Source organism: Curtobacterium sp. 314Chir4.1, assembly GCF_900215175.1.
Lineage (GTDB): Bacteria > Actinomycetota > Actinomycetes > Actinomycetales > Microbacteriaceae > Curtobacterium > Curtobacterium pusillum_A.
On sequence record NZ_OCMI01000003.1, the window covers coordinates 544,123 to 565,171 of the forward strand.

19 protein-coding genes are annotated in these 21,049 nt (G+C 71.3%); 7 read left to right on the forward strand and 12 right to left on the reverse strand.

Features of this window, described 5'->3' with window-relative positions; translation table 11 throughout:
- Positions 1-24: 24 nt before the first annotated feature.
- From CRP27_RS11530 to CRP27_RS11540, 3 genes are read right to left on the reverse strand one after another with little or no spacing between them, the layout of a single operon-like run.
- Positions 25-1,125 (reverse strand): Gfo/Idh/MocA family protein, encoded by a 1,101-nt coding sequence (locus CRP27_RS11530; RefSeq protein WP_255257551.1) that lies wholly within the window; start codon positions 1,123-1,125, stop codon positions 25-27.
- On the reverse strand, positions 1,122-1,820 hold the full coding sequence (locus tag CRP27_RS11535) for a ThuA domain-containing protein (protein ID WP_097180787.1): 699 nt from the start codon (positions 1,818-1,820) through the stop codon (positions 1,122-1,124). The genes CRP27_RS11530 and CRP27_RS11535 overlap by 4 nt, the downstream gene beginning before the upstream one ends.
- Positions 1,821-2,999 (reverse strand): Gfo/Idh/MocA family protein, encoded by a 1,179-nt coding sequence (locus CRP27_RS11540; protein ID WP_097180788.1) that lies wholly within the window; start codon positions 2,997-2,999, stop codon positions 1,821-1,823.
- 97 nt (positions 3,000-3,096) lie between these two features.
- Here CRP27_RS11540 and xylA point away from each other — a divergent pair, with 97 nt between their 5' ends.
- The 4 genes from xylA to CRP27_RS11560 all read left to right on the forward strand — a co-directional run bounded on the left by xylA (position 3,097) and on the right by CRP27_RS11560 (position 8,029).
- A complete protein-coding gene (gene xylA, locus CRP27_RS11545; protein ID WP_097180789.1) occupies positions 3,097-4,287 on the forward strand; it encodes a xylose isomerase in 1,191 nt (396 codons plus the stop codon).
- Entirely contained in the window at positions 4,284-5,753 is a 1,470-nt protein-coding gene (locus CRP27_RS11550) for an FGGY family carbohydrate kinase (protein WP_097180790.1), read from the forward strand. Before xylA ends, CRP27_RS11550 begins: the two co-directional genes overlap by 4 nt.
- 25 nt (positions 5,754-5,778) lie before the next feature.
- On the forward strand, positions 5,779-6,765 hold the full coding sequence (locus CRP27_RS11555; protein ID WP_097180791.1) for an acetylxylan esterase: 987 nt from the start codon (positions 5,779-5,781) through the stop codon (positions 6,763-6,765).
- Positions 6,766-6,835: 70 nt separating this feature from the next.
- Positions 6,836-8,029 (forward strand): Fic family protein, encoded by a 1,194-nt coding sequence (locus tag CRP27_RS11560; RefSeq protein ID WP_097180792.1) that lies wholly within the window; start codon positions 6,836-6,838, stop codon positions 8,027-8,029.
- A gap of 189 nt (positions 8,030-8,218) precedes the next feature.
- Here CRP27_RS11560 and CRP27_RS11565 read toward each other — a convergent pair whose 3' ends face one another.
- The 3 genes from CRP27_RS11565 to CRP27_RS11575 form a co-directional block, all read right to left on the reverse strand.
- Positions 8,219-8,713 (reverse strand): NUDIX hydrolase, encoded by a 495-nt coding sequence (locus CRP27_RS11565; RefSeq protein ID WP_097180793.1) that lies wholly within the window; start codon positions 8,711-8,713, stop codon positions 8,219-8,221.
- A 22-nt stretch (positions 8,714-8,735) separates the two neighbouring features.
- Positions 8,736-10,232 carry an LCP family protein gene (locus CRP27_RS11570; RefSeq protein WP_097180794.1) on the reverse strand — a complete coding sequence of 499 codons (1,497 nt, stop codon included), beginning with the start codon at positions 10,230-10,232 and terminating at the stop codon, positions 8,736-8,738.
- Between the two features lie 69 nt (positions 10,233-10,301).
- The gene (locus CRP27_RS11575) at positions 10,302-10,649 is read right to left on the reverse strand and encodes a MerR family transcriptional regulator (protein WP_097180795.1); all 348 of its coding nucleotides are present in this window, start codon (positions 10,647-10,649) and stop codon (positions 10,302-10,304) included.
- Between the two features lie 54 nt (positions 10,650-10,703).
- Between CRP27_RS11575 and CRP27_RS11580 the strand changes: the two genes are divergently transcribed.
- On the forward strand, positions 10,704-11,603 hold the full coding sequence (locus tag CRP27_RS11580) for an NAD-dependent epimerase/dehydratase family protein (protein WP_176505570.1): 900 nt from the start codon (positions 10,704-10,706) through the stop codon (positions 11,601-11,603).
- 59 nt (positions 11,604-11,662) lie between these two features.
- On the opposite strand, the gene CRP27_RS11585 is transcribed toward CRP27_RS11580, so the two are convergent.
- Positions 11,663-12,160, reverse strand: a complete 498-nt coding sequence (locus CRP27_RS11585; RefSeq protein ID WP_097180797.1) for a MarR family winged helix-turn-helix transcriptional regulator — start codon at positions 12,158-12,160, stop codon at positions 11,663-11,665.
- 91 nt (positions 12,161-12,251) lie between these two features.
- Here CRP27_RS11585 and CRP27_RS11590 point away from each other — a divergent pair, with 91 nt between their 5' ends.
- Complete coding sequence (locus CRP27_RS11590; RefSeq protein ID WP_097180798.1) at positions 12,252-13,043, forward strand: SDR family NAD(P)-dependent oxidoreductase; 792 nt, start codon at positions 12,252-12,254, stop codon at positions 13,041-13,043.
- A gap of 90 nt (positions 13,044-13,133) precedes the next feature.
- Here CRP27_RS11590 and CRP27_RS11595 read toward each other — a convergent pair whose 3' ends face one another.
- The 4 genes from CRP27_RS11595 to CRP27_RS11610 form a co-directional block, all read right to left on the reverse strand.
- Positions 13,134-15,512 carry a glycoside hydrolase family 3 N-terminal domain-containing protein gene (locus CRP27_RS11595; protein WP_097181045.1) on the reverse strand — a complete coding sequence of 793 codons (2,379 nt, stop codon included), beginning with the start codon at positions 15,510-15,512 and terminating at the stop codon, positions 13,134-13,136.
- 128 nt (positions 15,513-15,640) lie between these two features.
- Positions 15,641-16,522 (reverse strand): carbohydrate ABC transporter permease, encoded by an 882-nt coding sequence (locus tag CRP27_RS11600; protein ID WP_097180799.1) that lies wholly within the window; start codon positions 16,520-16,522, stop codon positions 15,641-15,643.
- Positions 16,519-17,535 (reverse strand): carbohydrate ABC transporter permease, encoded by a 1,017-nt coding sequence (locus CRP27_RS11605; RefSeq protein WP_097180800.1) that lies wholly within the window; start codon positions 17,533-17,535, stop codon positions 16,519-16,521. Before CRP27_RS11605 ends, CRP27_RS11600 begins: the two co-directional genes overlap by 4 nt.
- 7 nt (positions 17,536-17,542) lie before the next feature.
- Positions 17,543-18,841, reverse strand: coding sequence for an ABC transporter substrate-binding protein (locus tag CRP27_RS11610; RefSeq protein ID WP_097180801.1), 1,299 nt, complete (start codon positions 18,839-18,841; stop codon positions 17,543-17,545).
- 147 nt (positions 18,842-18,988) lie between these two features.
- On the opposite strand from CRP27_RS11610, the gene CRP27_RS11615 reads away from it, so the two are divergent.
- Complete coding sequence (locus CRP27_RS11615) at positions 18,989-20,023, forward strand: LacI family DNA-binding transcriptional regulator (protein ID WP_255257552.1); 1,035 nt, start codon at positions 18,989-18,991, stop codon at positions 20,021-20,023.
- A 17-nt stretch (positions 20,024-20,040) separates the two neighbouring features.
- On the opposite strand, the gene CRP27_RS11620 is transcribed toward CRP27_RS11615, so the two are convergent.
- Positions 20,041-21,027, reverse strand: a complete 987-nt coding sequence (locus tag CRP27_RS11620; RefSeq protein ID WP_141399747.1) for a helix-turn-helix transcriptional regulator — start codon at positions 21,025-21,027, stop codon at positions 20,041-20,043.
- Positions 21,028-21,049 lie beyond the last annotated feature (22 nt).

The window sequence follows — 21,049 nt, forward strand, 5'->3', positions numbered from 1 at the left end:
TGCTTCCTTCCTCCTGTGGCCGGTTCACCAGGTGCCCGGCCGGGCACCGAGGGGCACCGTCGCGGGCCGCTCGACGCGGGACGACACCGTCACGACGGTGTGCTCCCGTGCCGCGGTCTGGACGGCCTCCATGATCTCGAGCACGTGGAACGCGAGCTCGCCCGACGCCCGGTGCGGCCGGTCGGTCGCGATCGCGTGCGCCATGTCCGCGAGACCGTAGCCACGTCCGGCGTCGGCGTACCCGGCCGCGACCGGCAGCTCGCGCCACTCGCGGTCGTCGGCCGTGGCGATCGACACCGGGTCCGAGAAGCGGTTCGGGTCGGCCACCGCCAGGCTGCCCGCGGTGCCGTGCACCTCGAACAGCGGCGCCCGGGTGGCCCAGACCTCGAACGAGACGGTCACGGTCGAGACCACGCCGCTCGCGTGCTCGAGCACCGCGACCACGTGGGTGTCGACGTCGACCGGGATCGGCGCGCCGGCGAAGGGGCCGGTCGCGATGGTGCGCTCGCGGGTGGAGCGTGTGGCGCTGCCGCTGACCCGGGCGACCGGGCCGAAGAACTGCACGAGGCTCGTCAGGTAGTACGGCCCCATGTCGAGCAGCGGTCCGCCGCCTGGCTGGTAGTAGAACGCGGGTGCCGGGTGCCAGAGCTCGTGTCCGGGGGCGCTCCACGACACCGCGGCGCCCACCGGGTCGCCGATGCGGCCGTCGTCGATCGCCGCGCGGGCGGTCTGGATCCCCGTCCCGAGCACGGTGTCCGGCGCGCTGCCGACCCGCAGGCCCGAGCGTGCGGCCAGTTCGAGCACGGGAGCGGCCTCGGCCGTCGCGAGTGCGAGCGGCTTCTCGCCGTACACGTGCTTGCCGGCGTCGAGGGCCCGGGTGGCGATCTCGGCGTGCGCGGCCGGGATCGTCAGGTTGAGCACGACGTCGACGTCGTCCGCGGCGAGGAGCTCGTCGACGCTGGTCCCCCGCACGCCCTGGGCGTCGCCGACCGACCGGGCGCGGTCGACGTCGAGGTCCGCCACGGCCGTGAGCGCCAGGCCGGGCAGGGCCGGGAAGTGCTCGAAGTACTGCTGGCTGATGGTGCCGACACCGACGACACCGACCCGCAGCGCTGGTCCGTTCACCGGGCTGCCCACAGGAGTCCCCGTTCGATGATCGTGCGGAGCGGCTGCGACTCGACGACCTCGAGCCGGTGTCCGGGCGCGGACACGAACACGCGCCCCTCGCCCCACTGCCGGGTCCAGATCGCCGGCGCCGTGACCGGTCGGTTCCAGGTGTCGAAGTCCCGTGCCTCCTGTGTGGTGGTCGCGAGGACGTCGTTGTACTCGTCGCTCAGCACCCAGTACTGCTCGGTGACGAGGTCGAAGTCCTCGATGCCGTGCGTGATCGGGTGCTCGTGCCCGAGGTCGGTGATGTGGACCGTGTACGGGATGTAGTTGTCGGACTGCTCGCCGGTGCGCTCCGACGGGTGCTTCCCCGCGTGGTGTGCGAACTGCCCACCGATCATGTGCAGGTAGTCGGCGGTGTTCCGGAACGCGTCCGCGATGCCGCCGTGCCAGCCCGCGAGCCCGGCGCCGCCGAGGACGGCCCGCTGCAGCCCGGCGAACTCGTCGTCGGCGATGGTGGACATCGTGACGACCTGGACGATCAGGTCGACGTCCGCCATGACGGACTCGTCGGCGTACACGGCGGTCGAGTCCGACACCTGCACGTCGAACCCGTTGTCGCGGAGGAACGGCACGAACGAGTCGGTGGTCTCGACGGGTTGGTGGCCGTCCCAGCCACCGCGGACGACGAGCGCCTGCTTGCGTCCCGTCACTCAGATCACCGTCCAGGCGCTGCCGTCGGCGGCACTGCGTTCGACGGCGTCGAGCACGCGCTGCACGTGCAGGCCGTCCTCGAACGACGGTGACGGGTCGGTGCCCGCGACGATCGCCTCGATGAAGTCCTTCACCTGGTGGCTGAACGTGTGCTCGTACCCGATGAGGTGTCCGGTGGGCCACCACGCCGCCATGTAGGGGTGCTCCGGCTCGGTGACGAGGATGCGGCGGAAGCCCTGCTCCCCCGCGGGTGCCGACGACTCGTACAGTCGGAGTTCGTTCATCGACTCGAGGTCGAACTGGATCGCGCCGTCGGACCCGCTGATCTCGAGCGTCAGACCGTTCTTCCGGCCGGTGGCGTAGCGCGTGGCCTCGAACGTGCCGATCGCACCGTCGGCCGCGCCGCCGCCGAGCCGTGCGGTGAAGAACGCCGCGTCGTCGACGGTGACCTGCCCGCGTTCGCTCGACGCCGTGCCGGACAGTCCGACGCCGTCGGCGAGCAGCGGCCGTTCGGTCACGAAGGTCTCGAGCAGCCCCGAGACCGTGGTGAGCGACGCACCGGTGACGTGCTCGACCAGATCGATCGCGTGCGCACCGATGTCACCGAGCGCTCCGGACCCGGCGAGCTCCTTGTCGAGCCGCCAGGTCATCGGGCCGTCGGCGTCGGCCAGCCAGTCCTGCAGGTACAGCGCACGGACCTGCCGCACGGTCCCGATCCGGCCGGACGCCACGAGCTGCTTCGCGAACGCGATGGCGGGCACGCGACGGTAGCTGAACCCGACCATCGCGCGGACGCCGTCCGCCCGGGCAGCCGCGGCGGCAGCGGTCATCGCCTCGGCCTCGGCGACGCTGTTGGCGAGGGGCTTCTCGCACAGCACGTGCTTGCCCGCCTCGAGCGCGGCGATCGCGATCTCGACGTGCGACGACCCCGGCGACACGATGTCCACGACGTCGATGTCCGGGTCGGCGACGACGGCACGCCAGTCGGTGGAGGCGGCCTGCCATCCGTACTGCACCCGCGCGGCCTCGGTGCGGTCCGGATCGCGTCCGACGATCACCGCCATCTCCGGTTCGACACCGAGGTCGAAGAACCGCGGCGCTGTCCGCCAGGCTTGTGAGTGCGCGGCTCCCATGAAGCCGTGCCCGATCATGGCGACCCGTGGTCGATCCTGTGCCATCCGCTCGCTCCCTTGCGATCACGTCCTTGCCACAGCCAACACTACCGCTTATGTTGGGCGCGGCAACATTTTGTTTCGACGACGAACGGTGATCCCCATGGCAACGACGCCCACCCGTGCAGACAAGTTCTCCTTCGGTCTCTGGACCATCGGTTACAACGGCTCCGACCCCTTCGGCGGCCCGACCCGCCCCGCCCTCGACGTGGTCGAGGGCGTCGAGAAGCTCGACGAACTCGGCGCCTACGGCCTGACGTTCCACGACGACGACCTCTTCGCGTTCGGCTCGACCGACGCCGAGCGTCAGAAGCAGATCGACCGGCTCAAGGGCGCACTCGAGGCCACGGGCATCGTCGTCCCGATGGTCACCACGAACCTGTTCTCGGCCCCGGTCTTCAAGGACGGCGGCTTCACCTCGAACGACCGCCAGGTCCGTCGGTTCGCGCTCCGGAAGGTCCTCCGCAACATCGACCTGGCCGCCGAGCTCGGCGCGAAGACCTTCGTGATGTGGGGCGGCCGCGAGGGCGCCGAGTACGACGCGGCGAAGGACGTGCAGGCCGCGCTCGAGCGCTACCGCGAGGCCGTGAACCTCCTCGCCGACTACGTCACGGACAAGGGCTACGGCATCCGGTTCGCGATCGAGCCGAAGCCGAACGAGCCCCGCGGCGACATCCTCCTGCCGACCCTCGGCCACGCGATCGCCTTCACCGAGACGCTCGAACGCCCGGAGCTGTTCGGCATCAACCCCGAGGTCGGCCACGAGCAGATGGCGGGCCTGAACTTCACGGCCGGCATCGCGCAGGCGCTCTACCAGGGCAAGCTCTTCCACATCGACCTCAACGGTCAGCGCGGCATCAAGTACGACCAGGACCTCGTGTTCGGTCACGGCGACCTGCAGAACGCGTTCTCGCTCGTCGACCTGCTCGAGCACGGTGCCCCCCAGGGCGGACCGGCCTACGACGGCCCGCGCCACTTCGACTACAAGCCGAGCCGCACCGAGGACATCTCCGGCGTCTGGGACTCCGCGGCCGCGAACATGCGCATGTACCTGCTGCTCAAGGAGCGTGCCCAGGCGTTCCGCGCCGACCCCGAGGTCCAAGCCGCGCTCGAGGCGTCGAAGGTCGGCGAGCTCAGCACGCCGACGCTGAACGACGGCGAGTCGTACGACGCGTTCCTCGCGGACCGTTCCGCGTACGAGGACTTCGACGCGGACGCGTACTTCGGCGGCAAGGGCTTCGGCTTCGTCAAGCTGCAGCAGCTCGCGATCGAGCACCTCATGGGCGCTCGTTGAGCCAGCAGCTCGTCGCCGGGGTCGACTCGTCGACCCAGTCCTGCAAGGTCACCATCCGTGACGCGGGCACCGGTGCGGTCGTCCGGGAGGGGCGCGCGTCCCACCCGGACGGCACGTCCGTCGCCCCGCGCCACTGGTGGGACGCCCTCGGCGCCGCGATCGCGGACGCCGGCGGCCTCGAGGACGTCGGTGCGATCGCGATCGCCGGGCAGCAGCACGGCATGGTCGCGCTCGACGCCGACGGTCACGTGGTCCGCGACGCCCTCCTCTGGAACGACGTCCGCAGTGCGGATGCGGCCGCGCAGATGGTCGAGGAGCTCGGCCGGGAGGCATGGGTCGCCCACACGGGTCTGGTGCCGGTCGCGTCGTTCACCGGGACCAAGTTGCGGTGGCTCCGCGACGCGGAGCCGGACAACGCGGCGCGCGTGGCCGCCGTCGCGCTCCCCCACGACTGGTTGTCGTGGCGGCTGCGCGGGTACGGTCCGGCGGACGAGAGCCCCCTCGGTCCCGACCTCGACGCCCTGGCCACGGACGGCTCCGACGCGAGCGGGACGGCCTACTGGGACCCGGTGCGCCGGGAGTACGACCCGGAGCTGTTCGCGCTCGCGTTCGGCCGGCCCCTCCGCACCGCCGAGACCGGGGACGACGACGCCGTGGTCGTGCCGCGGGTCGTCGCCCCGGACGAGGCGATGGGCACGCTCGACGTCGACGTCCCGCTGCCGCACGGTGCCACGGCACCGTCCGGTCTCGTCGTCGGCGCCGGGCTCGGCGACAACGCCGGGGCGGCGCTCGGCCTCGGGCTCGGCCCGGGTGACGTCGCGGTGTCCCTCGGCACGAGCGGCACCGTCTTCGGGGTCACCGACGCCGAGGTGACGGACCCGAGCGGGACCGTGGCGGGATTCGCCGACGGGACCGGGTCGCGCCTCCCGATCGTCACCACGCTCAACGCGGCCCGCGTGCTCGAGGTGATCGGCGGACTGCTCGGCGTGGACCACGACGAGCTCGGCGAGCTGGCGCTGCAGGCGCCGGCCGGTGCCGACGGACTCGTCCTCGTGCCGTACTTCGTCGGCGAGCGCACCCCGAACCGGCCCGACGCGACCGCCTCGCTGCTCGGCATGACACCCGCGACCACGGACCGTGCGCACCTGGCGCGGGCCGCCGTCGAGGGGATGCTGTGCGCGCTCGCGGACGGTCTCGCGGCCGTCGAGGGCACCGGCGTCACGGTGGAACGGCTGCTGCTCATCGGCGGTGCCGCACGCAACGAGGCCGTGCGCGTCGTCGCCGCACAGGTGTTCGGGCGGGACGTCCTCGTGCCGGAACCCGGCGAGTACGTCGCGGCCGGCGCCGCGAAGCAGGCCGCGTGGGCGCTCACCGGCGCCCTGCCGACGTGGACGACCGACGCGACGACCGTCACGGCGGACCCGCGTCCTGAGGTGCTCGCGCAGTACCGTGGAGCGGCTCGCTGACACCAGCACACCCGGAGGAACCCACATGCCCCTGACCGACCTGCCCCTCGACGCGCTCCGTTCGTACCGACCCGAGGTCCGGCGCCCCGCCGACTTCGACGCGTTCTGGACGGAGACCATCGAGTCGGCACGGACCGCCGGGGCGGGCGTCGCGCCCGTCGTCGTCCCCGCGGAGACCCCGGTGACGGGACTCGTCGTCGAGGACCTCACGTTCCCGGGCTTCGCCGCCGACCCGGTCCGCGCCTGGATCACCCGTCCGGTCGGGACCACCGAGCCCCTGCCCGTCGTCGTCGAGTTCCTCGGCTACAACGGCGGGCGGGGGCTGCCCGGTGAGCGCGTCTCGTGGGCCCTCGCAGGGTACGTGCACGTCGTCATGGACACCCGCGGTCAGGGCAGCGGGTGGGGTTCCGGTGGTGACACTCCCGACCCGCACGGGTCCGCCCCGCACATCGGCGGGTGGATGACGAGCGGCATCGGATCGCCCGCCGACCACTACTACCGGCGCGTGTACACCGACGCCGTCCGGCTCGTCGACGCCGTCCGGACACTGCCCGGCGTCGATGCCACGCGCATCGCGCTCACCGGCGGCAGCCAGGGCGGCGGGATCACCATCGCCGCTGCCGCCCTCGTCGAGGCGCACGTCGGACCGATCACAGCACTGCTGCCCGACGTCGCGTTCCTCAGCGACTGGGAGAACGGCACGGCGGTCGCGGTCGGCGGACCGTACCGCGAACTCGCGCAGTACCTGTCCGTGCACCGCGACGCGATCGACACCGTGTGGGACACCGCCGCGTACTTCGACGGGGTGCACTTCGCCGCCGGGATCACCGCTCCCGCGTTGTTCTCCGTCGCGCTCATGGACGACGTCGTGCCGCCGCGGACGACCTTCGCGGCGTACAACGCCCTCGGCTCGGCGGACAAGGCGATCGAGGTCTACCCGTACAACGGGCACGAGGGTGGCGGCTTCCGGCACTGGGAGCGGCAGGTCGCGTTCCTGCGGGCGCGGGGCTGACGGATCACAGGACGCGGAGGGCAGATTTTCTGAGATAATCGTCTAACTCAGAAAATCCGAGGAGGTCGTCATGACATCGGCATCCGAGGCCTGGCCTGCTCTCGAGTTCGAGGAACTCCGGTGGCAGAGCCGGTACGCGGAATCCGGACCGCGAGCCGCGCGACGTGACGTCGTCAGCGAACGGTACGAAGCCGCGCTCCCGCCGACCATCGCGCAGCGCTCGCTCCGGCCCTCGGCAGAGGTCGCTGCCCTGGCGGACGAGGCCTCGACGGCCCTCGCTCGGTTCGACGATTCGCTGGGCAACGAGGTTGCTCCGTTCGCCGCACTCCTGCTCCGATCGGAAGCCGCTGCTTCCTCGCAGATCGAGCACCTCACGGCGAGTGCACGACAGATCTTCACGGCGGAGCTCGGCGGGGAGGGAAAACGCAACGCGAGCGAGATCGTCTCGAACACGCGCGCGATGCGGACGGCCATCGAACTCTCCGACGAGCTCACCACGGCGACCGTCCTGTCGATGCACGAAGTCCTGATGGAGCACGACCGACGCCACGAGGCCGGCCGCTTCCGCGAGGAACCGGTGCGGATCGGGACGAGCGGGCGCACACCAGTGGGTGCAGAGTACGTCGTGCCGTCCTGGGAGCGTGTCCCCGCCCTCGTGGACGACACGATGACCTTCGCCCGCCGGACCGACCTCCCAAGACTCGCCCAGGTGGCCGTCACCCACGCACAGTTCGAGACGATCCACCCGTTCACCGACGGCAACGGACGAACCGGGCGCGCGCTGCTCCAGGCGATGCTGCGCTCGAACGAACTCACGCAGAACGTCACGGTGCCCGTCTCGGCAGGACTGCTGACCGACACCGCGGGCTACGTCGACGCGCTCACTGCGTACCGCCGTGGTGAGGTCGACCCGATCATCCGGCTCGTGTCCGAGGCATCGTTCGAGGCGGTCGGGAACGCGCGCGAACTCGTCGAGGAGATCTCGGCCATCCGGGCTGCTTGGCGTACGGCGGTGACCGCCCGCAGCGATTCCGGTGTGTGGCGTGCCCTCGAGGTGGTGGCGCGGCAACCGGTCCTCAACGCGTCGACGCTCGCCGCCGAGATGGGGGTGGACCCGAAGAACGTGTACCCGCACCTCGAACGCCTGGTCGAGGCCGGCGTCCTGGCGAAGAAGAACGAGTACCGGCACGGGGTCGTCTACCGGAACGACGAGATCCTCCGCGCGCTCGACGCGTTCGCGGCACGTGCAGGCCGGCGCAGTTGACGACGAGGCTGTGACCATGACCGTACCGCAGAACCCTTCCGGTGGAGCACGAGCCGTCTCCGACGTCCGCGGCCTCGTCGTCGCGGCACTTGTCGTCACGGGTGCGGGCTTCGTCCTCACCGCTGTCGGCTCCGTGTGGACGATCCTGACGCCGATCGGCACCGGGGTGAACTTCCCAGCCGGCCTGCTCTACGTGCTGGGCATGCTCGTCGGAGTGACCGGCTTGGGACTGGCGACGGCCGCGGTCGGCACCGTTCTTCGCGCCTCGCGGCCCCGCTGAGGCAGCAGATCGAGGACGCCGGGCGGGAACACCGGGACATTGGTGTCCAGCGGCACCCAGCGCACCGGACTGCCCTCGTCGAGCACCACGAGCTCGGCGTCGAGCGGTACCGCGTCGAGTGCTGCCGAGCGGACCGCGAAGACGTGCACGACCTCGTGCCCGGGGGTCCCCTCGAACGCGAACCGGTTCTCGAGCACGCCGAGTGGTTCAGCCGAATCGATCGCGACGTCGAGCTCCTCGCGGAACTCCCGGTGCAGTGCTTCGACGGCGAGCTCGCCGAACTCGATCCCACCGCCGACCGCCCGGTGGAAGCGGAGCTGCCGGACGCGGTCGAACCCCTCGGAGAGCAGCACGTGGCCGCCCCGGACGGGCAACCCCACGGCGATGTTCCTGATGGTCCCCATCGGTCCACCCTGCCACCGCTGGTCAGTTGATGCAGGTGCCCTGCTTGCCGTACGCGTTCCCCACCGGCGTCGACGACGGTGACGCGGCCGACGCCTTCGACGACGGGGCCTTCGACGCCGGAGCGTCCGACGCCGGAGCCTTCGCCGAGGAGCTCGAGGACGAGGTCCCCGTCGCGGCCGTGTGCCCGTCCGTCCCGAGCACGAGCGTCACCCCGGTGGCCGTCGTCGAGAGCACCGCGGTCGCCCCCGGCACGGCGTTCGCGACCGCCTTGGCCTGGGCTTCCGAACCCTTCGGGTACTCCACGACGGTCGTCGTGGTGGTCGTCGTGTCGGACGGCGCGCCGACCACGAAGCCCTTCGCGGTCAGCGCTGCCGAGGCCGCCGTCGCACCACCGGGCGTCGACCCGCCGTTCTGCACGGACACGTGCACGCTGGCGGGCGCGGCGGCGGTCGCCGACGTGTACGCGGCCGGCGGCCCGACGATGCCCTGGATGAACGCCGGCATCGCCGCGGAGTCGACCGCCACGGTGGAGTAGCCGTCGATCGTCGGCGTGCCCGACGTCGGGATGGCCGTGGAGCGGATGTTCGCCAGGTCGATGCTCCGGAAGGTGTTCACGAGGCTGGGGATGCTCAACCCGTCGTCGATCTGGATCGACTGCCCGACGCCCTGCAGCAGGTTCGAGACCTTCACGGGGTTGAGCAGTGTCCCGGCGGACAGGGCCTTCCGGGCCTCCTGCGAGAGGAAGTACTGCTGGCGGACCTCGCGGTCGAGGTCACCCCGTGGCAGTCCGTCGCGCTGGCGGACGAACGAGAGGGCCTGCGAGGCGTTGAGCGTCGAGTTCCCGGCGGGCAGGTCGACGTTCGAGTTCGTGTCGTGGACGGCTTCGTTCAGGCAGACCTGCACCGGTCCGAGCGCCTTGACGAGCTGGTAGAAGCCGAGCAGCGACACCCGGACGAAGTGGTCGATCGAGAGCCCGCTCATGTTCTCGATGGTCTGGATGAGCAACCGCATGCCGCCCGCGTCGCCGCCGCCGTTCGCCGCGCCGTCCGAGAACGCACTGTTGAGCTTGAACGTCCCGTGGCCGGGGATCGGCACCCACGAGTCGCGTGGGAACGAGATCATCGTCGCGCTCCCACCGCCGGCCGGGATGTGCAGGACGATCATCGAGTCGGTGTTCGTCGCGCCGCCGTCGAGTTCGGTGCCGAGCTCCGCGAGTTCCTGCGGCGTGGCGTCGGCGGGACGGTGGTCGTCGCCCACCAACAGGATGTTCTGCGCTGCACCGTCCGTGTCCGGTGACGACGACGGGTGTGGCAGTGCGATGTGCACCTTCGTCACGCTGGTGTCGAGCTGCACGTACGACCACGCCGCGTACCCGCCGGCCAGGACGAGCGCCATCGCGACGACCCCGCCGACCGCCGCGAACCAGACCCGCGCGCCCCGTCGCTGCCGCCCGTGCCGGACGGCACCGTTCGGTTCGGTCACCACCGGGACCTCGTCCCCCACAGGATCCTCGTGCATCCCGTCACCCTAGGGGCGGCTCCGGCGAGGATGCGGGAAGCGGACCTGAGAACACGACCGGGCTCGTGGTCAGCGACCCACCCGCGACAACGACTCCGACAGCGCGTCCCGCATCGCGAGCAACCGCTGCGCCCTGGCGTCCATGTCGTCCCGGATCGCGACGACCTGGTCGATGATCCCCGGGCACTGGTCCTCGACCTTCGTGCCCCGGGTGCACGGCAGGACCTGCTCGATGAGCGCCGTCGGGAGTCCGAGGTCGAGCAGCATCTTGATCGTGCCGACCGTCTCGACGTCCGACTCGTCGTACTCCCGGTACCCGTTGGACCGGCGCTCGGGACTGATGAAGCCGAGCTGCTCGTAGTACCGCAGGGATCGGGCGCTCGCCCCGCTGGCCCGGCTCAGGTCGCTGATGCGCATCGTGCCGCCTCCCGCTTGACCTTGACACTGATGTCAGAGTTTAGCGTGCCGTCCATGAACGTCTTCGTCATCGGCGGCACCGGCTACTTCGGCTCGGTCCTCGTCGAACACCTGCTCACTGCCGGCCACACCGTCACCGCCCTCGCCCGGTCCGACCGGAGCGCGGAACGCCTCCGGGCAGCGGGCGCCGAACCCGTCGCCGGATCGATCGCGGACACCGCGGTGCTGCGATCGGCTGCGGCCGCCGCGGATGCCGTGGTGTACGCCGCGTCCGACTACGCGCCGACCGATGAGTCGATGCAGGCGGAACTCGCCGCCGTCGGCGCCGTCGTCGGCGGCGCTGCCGCTCCGGGGACCGCTCCGAAGCCCGTCGTCTACACCTCGACCGGTCTGGTCTACGGCCCCGACCCGACCGACGTCACGGAGGACGCCGAGCTCCCCGCGGTGAGCGCCCAGCCCGTCAAGGCACAGGCGGAACGGATCGTGCTCGGCGATGCCCGGGTCGCGGGCATCGCGATCCGCGCCGGTCTCGTCTTCGGCCGCGGGGGCACCGGCCTCGTCACGGGCCTGATCGACGCCGCGGTGGGGAACGGGGCGTCCACGTACATCGGCGACGGCGCGAACGCCTGGTACCCGGTGCACGTCGACGACCTCGCTGATCTCTACGTCCGGGCGATCGAGCACCCGGTCCCCGGTGCCTACAACGCGGTCGGGACCGTCCCGTTCACGTTCCGAGAGCTCGCCGAAGCGATCGGCGACCTCACGGGCACGCCGGCCGTCCCGGTCCCGCTCGAGGTCGCGGAGGCGCAGATGGGCCCTGCCGTCCGCACACTGACGACCTCGACCCACCTCCTCGCGACGAAGGCGCGGTCGACCTTCGGCTGGCGTCCGTCCGAGCGCTCGCTGCTCGACGACGTCCGGAACGGCTCGTACGTCGCGCCGACGCGCGCCTGACGTCGGACTGGAGGCGCGGTGGCAGCCCGCACCGCGCCTCCGGTCCGCCGGTCCGGCGTTCACCGCGCGTCGGCCGGCGGGGTCCAGACGGGGCCACCGCCGACGGCCTCCGCGATGCGGCGGCCGATCACCCCGAGCTGGCGGGCCTGCGTCGGCGTGAGGGCGTCGAAGACGACCCGGCGGACGAGGTCCTGGTGTGCCGGGGTCGACGCCACCACCTGGTCGTGACCGGCTGCCGTGAGCTCGGCGAGGGTGAAGCGACCGTCACTCGGGTCGACCATCCGCCGGACCCACCCCTTCCCCTCGAGCCGCGTCACCGCACGGGAGAGCCGCGACAGGGTGCAGCTCGCGTACCCGGCGAGGGTGCTCATCCGGAGGATTCGGTCGGGAGCTGCGTCGAGGGCGAAGAGGACGCCGTGCTCGAAGTGCGTCAGGCCGCTGTCGCGCTGGAGCTGCGCGTCGAGTGCGGTGGGCAGCCGCTCGAGGACGGTCGCCAGCGCGGCCCAGACCTCGAGCTGCTCGGCGCTCAGCGCGGCGTCCGCGTCGGGGTTCGGCATGCCTCGAGGCTAGCACTGTGACTTGCTCAGGCAAGTGATACACCGTAGGTTGACTTGCCTGAGCAAGTGAATCGACACGACGGGAGTGGACATGGACCTGGGACTGACCGGCAGGACGGCGTTCGTCAGCGGCTCGACGCAGGGCATCGGGTACGCGGTCGCCTCGGCGCTGGCGGCCGAGGGCGCACGGGTGGTGCTGAACGGACGGGAGCAGACCCGCGTCGACGCCGCGGTGGAGCGGCTCCGGGCCGCACACCCCGGCGCGGAGCTGTCGGGCATCGCCGCGGACTTCGCCGACCCCGAACAGGTCGCGGTACTGATCGACCGACTGCCCGCGATCGACGTCCTCGTGAACAACGTCGGGCTGTTCGGCCTCGCCGACTTCGACGCCGTCGACGACGACGAGTGGGCCAGGTACCTCGACGTCAACCTGATGAGCGGCGTCCGGTTGTCCCGCGCGCTCCTCGGCCCGATGCTCGACCGCGGGTGGGGCCGCGTCGTGTTCACCAGCAGCGAGTCCGGCGTGAACGTGCCGGTCGACATGGTCCACTACGGCGTCACGAAGGCCGCGGTGGTGGCGCTCGGGAACGGCCTCGCGAAGCGCACCCGCGGCACCGGCGTCACGGTGAACACGGTGCTCGGCGGTCCGACCTACTCGGACGGGGTGGCCTCGACGGTCGAGGCGATCGCTGCGGCGCAGGGTGCCCCGGCCGAGGCGGTCCGGGCCGCGGTGATCGGCCAGAACCGGACCACGCTGCTCGAGCGGTTCATCGCGCCGGAGGAGATCGCGCACCTCGTGACGTACCTGGCGAGCCCACTGTCCTCGGCGACGAACGGTGCGGCGGTCCGAGCGGACGGCGGAGTCCTGACCGGCATCCTCTGACGCGACATCGACTGAGCAGGAGTGGTCGAGTCGCGCGAACGGACTCGACCACCCCTGCTCACTGAACGACCCCGGCCGCCGACGCGCCCCTCAGACGCGCTCCCACGTGACGATCCGGCGGTCGGACGCCTCGACCTCGCGGACGGGGCCGGTGACGCGCACCACGGCGCGGTCCGTGGCGGAGCCGGGGACGGGCTCCGGACCCGACCCGCCGCGGACGGCCACGATCCCGTCGGCGTGCACCGTGCCTCCAGGCCGTGACGCCGCAGCGTGCGACGCGACCCAGACCTCGACGTCGCCGGGCTCGACCACCTTCCGCAGGTCGCGACCGGTGAACGCGAACCGCTGGACCGGCACGCTGAACCGCACCCGCACCGACTCCGCCGGTGCCAGCGCGACCCGCGCGTAGCCGAGGAGCTGCGCAACGGGGCGCGTGACGCCGGCGTGCACGTCGTGTCCGTAGAGCTGCACCACGTCGTCACCCGCGCGGTCTCCGGTGTTCCGGACCGTGACGGACACGTCGAACGCGCCGTCACTGCCGACGGTGGGATCGGTGACGAGGTCCTCGTACGCGAAGGACGTGTAGGTGAGCCCGAAGCCGAACGGCCGCACGGGCGTCGAGTCCGTTGCGGTGACGTCGGACGGCCCACCGAGCCGCGGGTGCAGGTACGTGTACGGCTGCGCCCCTGCGGCGCGCGGGAGCGAGACCGGCAGACGGCCGGAGGGCGAGGCTGCTCCGGTGAGGACGTCGGCGATGGCGGTGCCGCCCTCCTCGCCGGGGAAGAACGCCTGGACGACGGCCGCGGGCAGGGGCGCGTCGGGCCGCTGGGCGTCGCCGTCGAGCGCCCACCCGATGGCGTACGGCCGCCCGGTCAGCAGCACCACGACGGTGGGCGTCCCGGTGGCGACCACGGCCTCGACGAGCTCGCGCTGCACGCCGGGCAGGTCGAGGGACTCGGTGTCGTTGCCCTCGCCGACGGTGCCGCGGCCGAACAGTCCGGCCTGGTCGCCGACGACCACCACCGCGACGTCGGAGGCCTGCGCCACGGCGACCGCGTCGGCGATCCCGGAACGGTCCGTGCCGCTGACGGCGCAGCCGGTGGCGAACCGGACGGCGGACGATCCGAGGGACGTGGTGAGGGCCTCGCGGACGGTCGGGATGTCGAAGCCGAGCGGCAGGTCCGGGTGGGCGGCGAGCACGTGGTTGGCGAAGGAGTAGCAGCCCTGCAGGGCCTCGGCACGGTCGGCGTTCGGGCCGATCAGGGCCACGGTCGCGTCGGCGCGGAGCGGGAGCACGGGCGCAGCGTGGACGGTGTCCGCCAGGTCCGCGCCGCCGGGGACGGGTCGGTTCGCCAGCAGGACGAGCGACCGTGCCGCGAGCGCCTTCGCGAGCGCCCGGTGCCGGGGTGTGTCCAGGTCGATGCCGGTGGGCGGCTCGTCCTCGAACGCGGACGGGTCGAGCAGCCCGAGCCGCTCCTTCTGCCGGAGGACCCGGAGCACGGCTCGGTCCACGAGCGCCTCGTCGACGAGCCCGGCGCGCACGCGGTCGACGAGCGGCTGCAGGAACGCGTCCCCCGTCGGCAGCTCGACGTCGATGCCCGCGGACAGCGCCAGCGCGGCGGCCTCGCCACGGTCGGCGGCGATGCCGTGCATGACCTCGAGGAACGCGACCGAGAAGTAGTCCGCGACGACCGTCCCGTCGAACCCGAGCCGGTCGCGCAGCACGTCGGTCAACAGCTCGCCGTTCGCCGCGACGGGCACGCCGTCGATCTCGGCGTACGAGTTCATGACGCTCCGCGCGCCACCGTCCCGCAGCGCCATCTCGAAGGGCGGCAGGAAGACGTCCGCGATCTCGCGCGGCCCGGCATGAACGGGTGCGTGGTTCCGGCCGGCCTGCGACGCCGAGTAGCCGAGGAAGTGCTTCAGCGTCGCGTCCACGCCCGCGCCCTGCAGTCCCCGGACGTACGCCGTGCCGACGGTCCCGACCAGGTACGGGTCCTCGCCGATGCACTCGTCGACGCGGCCCCAGCGCGGATCGCGGACCACGTCGAGCACGGGCGCGAGGCCCTGGTGGATGCCGAGCTGGCGCATCGACTCCCCGATCACGGCGCCGACCTGCTCGACGAGGTCAGGGTCGAACGCCGCACCCCACGCCAGCGGCGTCGGGAACGTGGCGGCCTTCCACGCGGCGAGCCCGGTGAGGCACTCCTCGTGGACGAGCGCGGGGATCCCGAGCCGGGTCTCGCGGACGAGTCGTCGCTGCTCCGCCCACAGCCAGGCGGCACGCTCGTCCGGTTCGACCGGTCGGGTGCCGTAGACGCGCGTGAACTGGCCGATGCCGTGGCGGGTGATGTCCGCGAGGGTGCGGCCGTCCGCCGTCGCCGTCATCTCGCCCTGCATCGGGGCGACGACGCCGTTCTGGTCGAGCCAGTACCCGACGAGCTGGGCGGTCTTCTCCTCGAGGGTCATCGCGGCGAGCAGGGCGGTGGCGCGGGTCCCGTCGGTCGCATCGGTCGCGCCGGCCGCGTCCGTCGTGCGCGCGGCGTCGGCCTGGAGGCGCGGGTCGTCCCCGGCGGTCCGCGTCGCGTCCGCCGTCGTCACCCCTTCACCGCCCCGGTCAGGCCGCCGACGATGCGGCGCTGGAAGACGGCGAAGAACACGAGCGCCGGGATCATCGACAGCGACGTGAACGCCAGGACCCGCGCGGTGTCGACGGAGTACTGCGACGAGAACGCCTGCACCCCGAGCGGCAGCGTGTAGGCCGACGCGTCGTTGAGGATGAACAGCGGCAGGATGTAGCTGTTCCAGCTGCCGATGAACGCCAGGATGCCGACGGTGACGACGCCGGGCAGCGACAGCGGCACGACCATCCGGAAGAAGAACCCGAGTCGGCTGGCACCGTCGATCGACGCTGCTTCCTCGAGTTCGTCCGGGATCGCCCGGAGGAACGGCACGAGGATGATCACCGTCGTCGGCAGCGCGAACGCGATCTGCGGCAGGATCACCCCGGCCAGGCTGTTCGTCAGGCCGAGGTCCTTGACGAGCAGGTACAGCGGCGTGATCGCGACGGTGATCGGGAACATCAGACCGGCCGCGAACAGGGAGTACAGCGCGTCGCGCCCGCGGAACCGGTAGCGGGCGATCACGAAGCTGACCATGAGGCCGAGCACGACGACACCGACCGTGGTGGTGACGCCGGCGATCACCGAGTTGCCGAGCTGCTGCCAGAAGACGCCGCTCGACAGCACGGAGAGGTAGTTGCCGAACTGCCACGGGCTGGGCAGACCGGCCGGGCTCGCGGTGATCTGCGAGTTGCTGCGGAACCCGCCGAGCACGATGTACAGCACCGGCCCGACACAGACCGCGATGAACAGCAGGGCGACGAAGTACGTGCCGAGGTTCCGTTCGCGGCGGACGGGTCCGGAGTCCTGAGGGCCGCGTCGGCGCTTCGGCGCGACGATGGAGGCGGTGGCGGTCATCGGTCGGCCTTCTCGGTGAGGGCGCCGGCGGTGTCGCGGCGCAGGACGAACCGCTGGTAGACGAGTGCGACCGCCAGCGAGATGAGGAAGATGACCACGGCGACGGCATTGCCGTACCCGTAGTTGCCGGACATGCGGCCGTTCGCGACCATGTACGTCGCCATCGTCGAGGTGCCCGCCGTCGCGGCGATGTACTGACCCCAGATGATGTAGACGAGGTCGAACAGCTGCAGCGACCCGATGATCGACAGGAACGCCCAGATGCGGACGGTCGGGCCGAGGAGCGGCAGGGTGATGCGCCGCTGGATCTGCCAGTAGCTGGCGCCGTCGAGCTGGGCTGCTTCGAACAGCTCCTCGGGGATGCTCTGCAGGCCGGCGAGGAACAGGATCACCGCGAAGCCGATGTACTTCCACGAGATGATCGCGAGCAGGGTCCAGATCGCGATGTCCGGGTTCGACAGCCAGTCGGCGCGCAGAGCACCGAGCCCCACCGCCTGGAGCAGGTCGTTCACGGCGCCGCTCGACTGGAGCATGAGGCTCCATCCGGTGCCGACGATCACCTCGGAGATGACGTACGGCAGGAAGATCAGGACGCGGATGAGTCCGCGACCCCGGATGCGCTGGTTGAGCAGGAGGGCGAGCACGATCGCGATCGGTCCCTGCACGAGGAGCGACCCGATCACGATGAACGCGTTGTGGAGCAGGACGCCCCGGAAGTCCGGGTCGGTGAAGATGATCGCGTAGTTCTGCAGGCCGACGAAGTCGGTGGGGGTGCCGTAGCCCTGCCACTTGTAGAAGCCGTAGTAGGCGGCGAGCGCGACGGGCAGGATCACGAACCCGACGAACATGATCGTGGCCGGCCCGGCGAGGACGGCGATCTCGACGCGGGTTCGGACGTCGGTGCCCGTGCGGCGCCGGCGGACCGGGGCCGACGGCGAACCGTCCGCCCCGGTCGTGTTCCGTCCCGCCCCGGACCGCGCAGCGTCGGAACGCGGTGCGACGGAGGTGGTCATCGTGTCGTCAGCCCTTCGCTGCGGCCTGGTTGACGGTCTTGACGATGTCGTCGACGGATCCCTTGCCGGCGAGCAGGTTCACGACGCTCGTGTTCAGGGCGTTGCCGACGTTCTGGCCGTAGACCGTGTCGAGGTAGTTCGACACGAACGGTGCCTTGTTGAACGCCTCGAGCACCGTCTTCAGGTAGGGCTCGGTGACGACCGACTGCGCCGACTTGTTCGCCGGGATCGCGTTGAACGCCTTGTAGTAGGCCTCCTGCACGGGCTTCTGCGTCATGTAGTTCAGGAAGTCGGTGCAGGCCTTCTTGGGGGCCTTGGCCGAGCACGAGTACCCGTCGACGGCGCCCATCATCGAGCCGGGAGCACCCTTGCCGCCGGAGACCTCCGGGAACGGGAAGAAGCCGAGGTCCTGCAGCGGCTTGCCGTCCGGGGTCAGCGACGAGATCACACCGGGGTCCCAGGCGCCCATGAGCTCCATCGCGGCCTTGTGGTTCGCGATGAGACCGGCGGAGCTGCCGGCGCCCTGCTGCGCGGCGGTGGTGAGGTAGCCGTCGTTGAACGGCTTCGTGTCGAAGAACGCCTTGGTGTCCTTGCCCGCCTGTTCCCAGCACGAGTTCGTGAACTTCAGGTCCTTCGCGGTCTTGGTCAGGACGCTGCTCGGGCATGCCCGGAGCGCGAAGTTGTAGTACCAGTGCGCGGCCGGCCAGGCGTCCTTGGCGCCGACGGCGACCGGCTGGATGTTCGCTGCCTTGAGCTTGGCGATGTCGGCGTTCAGTTCGTCGATCGTGGTGGGCGTGCCCTCGATGCCGGCCTGCTTGAAGAGGTCCTGGCTGTACCAGATGCCCTCCGGGTTGACGTCGACCGGCATGGCCCACGTCTTGCCGTCCTGCTCGTAGCCCTTGAACGTGCCGTCGCTGATCTCGCTCTTGGCGGTCTTGCCGATCGAGCCGGAGATGTCCATCAGCTGGCCGGCGTTGACCATTGCTGCCATCTTCCCGCCGCCGCGCTGCAGGAACACGTCCGGAGCGGAACCGGAGTTGAGCGCGGTCTGGAGCTTGCCGTCCAGGTCCTCGTTCTGGATCGCCTGGATCTTGATGGTGACGTTCGGGTTCTCCGCCTCGAAGTCCTTGACGGTCTTCTCCCAGAACGCCTTGCCGGGACCGGTGGTGGAGTTGTGCCAGAAGGTCATCGAGACCTTCCCGCCGTCGCCCCCGGCGGCATCGCTGCCCGCCGAGCAGCCTGCGGCCACCAGTGCTGTGGCCCCGATCAGCGCGATGGCTGCCGCGGCACGGATCTTCCTCGTCATCGTGGAACTCCTGAGTGTCGTCGTTGACCTGCAGCGACATCGACTGCCGCTTGCGGAGAGCGTGCCAGGTCGACGCGAGGCTTGTCAATCGATATCGATAACGTTTTCTTTGCTGATTTCGCGTCGAGGCAGCGGTACGGTGTGCACATGGACACGGCTCTCGGCATGCGTCCCGGAGCCGGCCGGGTGACGATCGGGGACGTCGCACGGGCCGCAGGGGTCTCGATCCCCACGGTGTCGAAGGTCATCAACCAGCGCGACGGCGTCGCACCGGCGACGATCCTCCGCGTGCAGGAGGTCGTCGAGCAGCTCGGCTACGAGACCTCGCTCGTCGCCAGGAGCCTGCGCAGTTCCCGCACCGGGGTCCTCGGCATCCTGGTGCCCGAGTTCGAACCGTTCTCGACCGAGCTCCTCCGCGGCGTCTCGAGCGCCACCATCGGCACCGGGTACGAACTGCTCGCCTACGCGGGGCTCGTGACGGGCGCCGACCAGCCAGGGTGGGAACGGCGATCGCTCTCGCGGCTCTCCGGAACGCTCATCGACGGCGCCATCGTCGTGACGCCGACCACCGCGCTGTCGAGCTCGTCGATCCCCGTCGTCGCGATCGACCCGCACACCGGTCCGGAGGGCCACGCCACGGTCGACGCCGACAACGAGGACGGTGCCGTCCAGGCGGTCGAGCACCTGGTCGCCCAAGGGCACACACGCGTCGCGCACCTCCGTGGCCGCCCGGACCTGGCGTCGGCGCAACTCCGCGAGGCCGGGTACCGACGCGCCCTCGCTGCCGCCGGGCTCCCCGTCGACGAGTCACTCGTCCGGGACGGCGGCTACCAGGAGGACCAGTCCGCCGCGGTCGCCCGCGAACTGCTCGCCGGCCCCGATCGACCGTCCGCGGTGTTCGCTGCGAACGACTCCTCGGCGGTCGGTGTGCTCCGCGCCGCGACCGACCTGGGCCTCCGCGTGCCCGAGGACGTGTCCGTGGTCGGGTTCGACGACGTCCCACAGGCGTCGACCACGACCCCGCCGCTCACGACCGTCGCGCAGCCGCTCGCCGAACTCGGGTCACGCGCCGTCGAGATGCTGCTCACGATGCTGCGCGGCGAGCCGGCGTCCGACCACGTCCGGCTTCCGACGACCCTCCGCGTCCGCGCGAGCACGGCACCGCCCGCCCCGCCTGCCTGAACGGGCGCGACGACGGTTCAGTGCACGGACCGCCGCAGCGTCTCCTTCGAGTACTCGCCGAACCGCTCCGCGTACGCCGCCGAGAACCGCCCGAGATGTGCGAACCCCCAGCGCCGCGCGACGTCACCGACCGCCCCGGCCTGCGGATCCGCGGTGGTCAACTCCGCTCGGACCCGGTCGAGCCGCACGTGTCGCAGGTACGTGAGGGGTGACACGTCGAAGACCCGGCGGAACGACTCCTGCACGGACCGAACGCTCAGTCCGGACGCCGCGGACAGGTCCGAGATCGTCATGGGCTCCGCCGCGTGGTCGTGCACGTACTCCACGGCGGCTCGGAGCCGTGCGTTGCGCGGCTGCCCGAGGACGGCGGGCAGGTCGTCGAGCACCGGCGGGAACAGGTCCAGGAACACCTCGAGCGCCGCGGACTTCGCCTCCTGCCAGGCTGCCGATTCCGTCCCGCCGGCCCGCAACGCACGGGCGAGCGCGGTGAGCGCTCCCCGCCACCGCGCCGCGGCCTCCGGACCGAGTTCACGGTGGCTGTCGAAGCGCAGGACGTGCTCGCCGACGTCGCCGCGGAGTGCAGCGACCCGGCGGACGAACGCTCGGTCGAGGTGCACGATCCGCAGGTCGTGGTCGACCGCCCGGAAGGCGAACTCCTGGTCCGCCGGCAGCAGCACGGGTACCTCGAGCGGCAGCGGGCGCTGCTCGACCTCCACCGTGCCGGCCCCGACCCACAGGACGACGTGGTCGCCGCCGGCCGGCACCACCCCGTGGAGCGCACCGTGCAGCATCGCGCGGCGGATCGTCACCTCGGCGTCGCCGAGCGCGGTGTAGCGGTGGTCGAAGGTGCCGTCGGTCGGGCGGGCGATCCACCGCCCCGCGCCGTCCACGCCCCCGCCGTAGACCCTCGCGAGGTCACGGACGGCGTCCTCGGGACGGTGGCCGGACACCTCGAACCGGATCGCCTCCGGCACTCCGGTCGGGTTCGGCCGCTGCTCGCTCATGCGCGCCCACGCTCCGACTCGG